This is a genomic window from Serratia sp. (in: enterobacteria) (assembly GCF_046715635.1).
Taxonomy (GTDB): Bacteria; Pseudomonadota; Gammaproteobacteria; order Enterobacterales; family Enterobacteriaceae; genus Chania.
Genome location: NZ_JBKJYW010000414.1, coordinates 1 through 4,076 on the forward strand (window position 1 = coordinate 1; position 4,076 = coordinate 4,076).

General features: G+C 53.7%; 1 protein-coding gene and 2 pseudogenes. 2 read left to right on the top strand and 1 reads right to left on the bottom strand.

The window, feature by feature from the left end:
* A partial coding sequence (gene cysS / locus ACLQ7H_RS21590; RefSeq protein ID WP_411754431.1) for a cysteine--tRNA ligase occupies nt 1–1,349 on the top strand: 1,349 nt, incomplete at its 5' end.
* A 60-nt stretch (nt 1,350–1,409) separates the two neighbouring features.
* Here the strand turns inward: cysS and ACLQ7H_RS21595 are convergent.
* Nucleotides 1,410–3,587 (bottom strand): annotated as a pseudogene (locus ACLQ7H_RS21595) (extracellular solute-binding protein).
* 367 nt (nt 3,588–3,954) lie between these two features.
* Here ACLQ7H_RS21595 and ACLQ7H_RS21600 point away from each other — a divergent pair.
* Nucleotides 3,955–4,076, top strand: a pseudogene (locus ACLQ7H_RS21600) (carbon-phosphorus lyase); the annotation flags it as partial.

The window sequence follows — 4,076 nt, forward strand, 5'->3', positions numbered from 1 at the left end:
AGGAATTTAAGCCCATTCATGCCGGTAAAGTCGGTATGTACGTGTGCGGGGTAACCATTTATGACCTGTGTCATATCGGCCACGGGCGTACCTTTGTCGCTTTCGACGTGGTGGCGCGCTACCTGCGCTATCTCGGCTATTCGCTGAACTACGTACGCAACGTGACTGACGTGGACGATAAAATCATCCGCCGCGCGTCAGAAAACGGCGAAACCTGCGATCAGCTGACTACGCGTATGCTGGCAGAGATGCACGCCGATTTTGACTCGCTGCTGATCGAACGTCCGGATCAGGAACCGCGGGCTACCCATCACATCGAAGAGATCATCGAAATCACCCAACGCCTGTTGGCGCGTGATCATGCCTATGTGGCCAGCAACGGCGACGTGATGTTCTCCATCGATAGCGATCCGCAATACGGCCTGCTGTCCCGCCAGGATCTGGAGCAGCTGCAAGCCGGTGCGCGCGTGGAAATCGACGACGTGAAGCGCAACCCGATGGACTTCGTGCTGTGGAAGATGTCCAAGCCGGGCGAACCAAGCTGGGAATCACCGTGGGGCCCAGGCCGTCCAGGCTGGCATATTGAATGCTCGGCCATGAACTGCAAACAGCTTGGCACCCATTTCGACATTCACGGCGGTGGCTCCGATCTGATGTTCCCGCACCACGAGAACGAGATTGCCCAATCCAGCTGCGCGCATGATGGCCCGTACGTCAATTACTGGATGCACTCCGGGATGGTGATGATTGATAAAGAGAAGATGTCGAAGTCGTTGGACAACTTCTTTACCATCCGTGACGTGCTGGGCTACTACGACGCCGAAACCGTGCGTTACTTCCTGATGTCTGGCCACTACCGCAGCCAACTGAACTACAGCGAAGAGAACTTGAAACAGGCTCGCGCTTCTCTGGAGCGTTTATATACCGCGCTGCGTGGCACCGACGCTGATGCCAAACCTGCTGGCGGTGAAGCCTTTGAAGCGCGTTTCCGTGAAGCCATGGACGACGACTTCAACACCCCAGAAGCCTATTCCGCGTTGTTCGACTTGGCGCGTGAAGTAAACCGTCTGAAGAGCGAAGACATGGCGGCGGCGAATGGGTTGGCGGCAGAGCTGCGTAAACTGGCCAAGGTATTGGGCCTGCTGCAACAAGAGCCAGAACAGTTCCTGCAAGGTGGTGCGCAAGCGGACGACTCGGAAGTGGCAGAGATTGAAGCGTTGATCAAACAGCGTAACGACGCACGTGCCGCCAAAGACTGGGCGCTGGCAGATGCCGCTCGCGATCGGTTGAACGAGATGAATATCGTGCTGGAAGATGGCCCGCAGGGAACCAGCTGGCGCCGCAAGTAATTTAAGAACTTCTTAAGTTAATAAAACCGGGTTGCTGTGGCTTCCCGGTTTTTTTATGCCCTAAGCATGGGCTTCGCTGAGCAGGCGCTGGTTGATGTAATCAATGGCCTGCTGCGGATCCATTATCTGGTTCACGACGTTGGTCACGCCCTGGCCGATAATGATCTCCGCATGGCGCAGGTTGAACGGTTCGCCCTGTAAACCCCGAGATTCACGGATGCCGGTACTAGGCTTATCTCGCAGCAGGTTGAACCAGGGATAGAGATGCAGAATGCGCTGGTTCTGATAGATGCTGCGGTGGGCGCTGTTACCGCCCAAGAGCACCAGATGTTCGGTAATTTCAGCCGAATACAGCCAACGGAAGAACTGCTCCACCTGCGCTTTCTTATTACTGAAACGAGACATGCCTAACGAGCCACCGCCCATCTGCGGGATGTTGCCCGGAACCGGTGCGTAACCAATTGCCGGTGATAGAGGGCTGTGGGCGACGTCGTTGAACAGGTTCATATACATAATCAGCATCGCCAGTTGGCCTTGCTCAAACTGGGCCACCGCAGCGTTCCACCATTCACTGTTGAGATTGGTGGTGACGGTAAGCTGTTGCTGATATTGCCGCAACGCTTCGATGGCCAATGCTGCCTCCAGTTGCACCGGTTTATCTTGGTGCACCAACCGCCCACCTAACGCGTAATAGCGCAGTAGATATTCGGTGGCAATCAGCCCAGAGCTGCCTAGCGTGGTCGATGAACCTACCGGGCGCTGCGGGTTGCCGGATTGATGAGTCGCCGTGAAAAAAGCCGTTATGTCATCAAACTCGTCGAAACTGGTCGGGATCTTCAGTTCCTTGCCCGATTTCTCATAGTACATGCGTTTGACCGTGGGGTCTTCGAACAGATCGCGGCGATAGAACAGCAACTGGGTGCTGGCATCAAACGGCAACGCATAGGCTTTGCCGTCAATCTGGCTGAAATGATGGCCAACTTCTGCCGAGAAGTTTTCCAGCAATTCTGGTAGCTCTGGCGCGATCTCTGCTAACGGCGTGAGGGCCTTTGCCGCAAACCAGGGGAGGCAGGCCATATCGATACGCAGCAAATCGTAATAAGGATGCAGGTGCAGATTCGAGAGGATCTCAAACACTTCATCATAAGGATAAACCGCGAGATTAACCTTGATGCCGGTCTGGCGATAGAAATGCGGCAACAGCTTCTTCAGCGCATCGGTGGAGGGGCTAGGCAAGATCAACATGTTCAGCGTTTCACCCTGCTCGGAAACGGCGGGCATGGGGTGAACGTCGAGAGCAAAGCCACGGCTATCCAGTATCTGCTCACCGGCTAGTGTTACCAATCCGCAGATATATCGGGCGATTTCCAGGCCGAGCCGGGCGTAATCCATCTGATAGTGGTACTGATTGGCTACCACGGCGGGTTCGTTATCACTGAGTTGCCAGATCGGCGGGCAGGGGGCTGCGCTACCCAGATAGGCCGCCTGCGTCAGGCAACGAGCTTTTTCACTGTCTTGAGCAATCAGTACTTGTGGCGGCTGGCCGGCAAAAAAAGCAAAAGCGGCGGTATGACATTCACTGGCCGGTGACGGTACGACCGTTAACTGGGTCGATGGGCTTAACTGCGCCAGCGTATCTTGCAATGCATCGACAAAACACTGGCCGTTGGTATAAGAGAGGGGCTAACAAAGCACGCCAACGTGCGCGGGCTGTTCGCGGGCAATCTCGCTGGCAATGGCCTGGCCCGCCTGGCAAAAGTTCAGGTTGAATGTGGCCTTAGCCTGCGCTGGATGGCGATAGACAAACAGGATCTGCTCCGCTGGCAGCCGCAGCGTCTGATAATAGCTTTCGCTGTCGGCAAGGCAGGAGACCGTAACGATGGTTTGGTAGGATTTTGCGGCCAGCGTCTGCAAGATATCCCTTTCGGCAGAGGGCAGATCGTTGGTGACGTAGAGATCCAGATCGCCTGGAAAAGAAGATCGTAATGATTGCTGAAGCCCGCGGTAGAGCTGGTGATACTGCTCGCTATTGATATCGGGCAGGATCAGCGCAACGCCACTGCTTTTGCTGGCGCGTAGCGACTGCGCCTGGGCATTGATCTGATAACCCATTTGCTGGGCAGCCTGTTTGACCGCCTCGATCTTCTCAACGGTGACGTTGCCGCGCCCGTTGAGCACGTTGGAAGCGGTGCCGTGTGATACCCCCGCCAGCTTCGCTATATCCTTGATAGTTGCCATTTGCCCACCGCTTTGAGCCGCCTGTTTTGATGCTAACACCGGCATGGGCGCTTCGCTATCTCGATTTCTCTCCAAGCATAAAATTTGGATCGTTCCATTATTAACTGGTGGTTGTTTGTACTTGATTTAACCGATTTCACAAAATTGATGAAAAACGTAATCATGACCAATGATTATTTTTAGTTAATTGATTTTAATAAATATTAAATTAAATTTTTGAAGCCGATCACCAATATGCATTGCAGTATTAACCGTTTTCTGGTCTCAGGATTATGATTGACACGTTCCAAAATCACTTTCGTCGATCATTTTAACGCAAGAGATAGGAGCAACAGGTCAGTAATGTACTGAATAAAAAGGATAAAAAATGAAAATACATTTCCTGGGATCGGCTGCCTCTGAAGGGATCCCCAATCCGTTTTGCCGCTGTGAACATTGCCAACAGGCCCGTTTTCTCAAGGGGAAAGATCTGCGTACCCACTCTTCGGC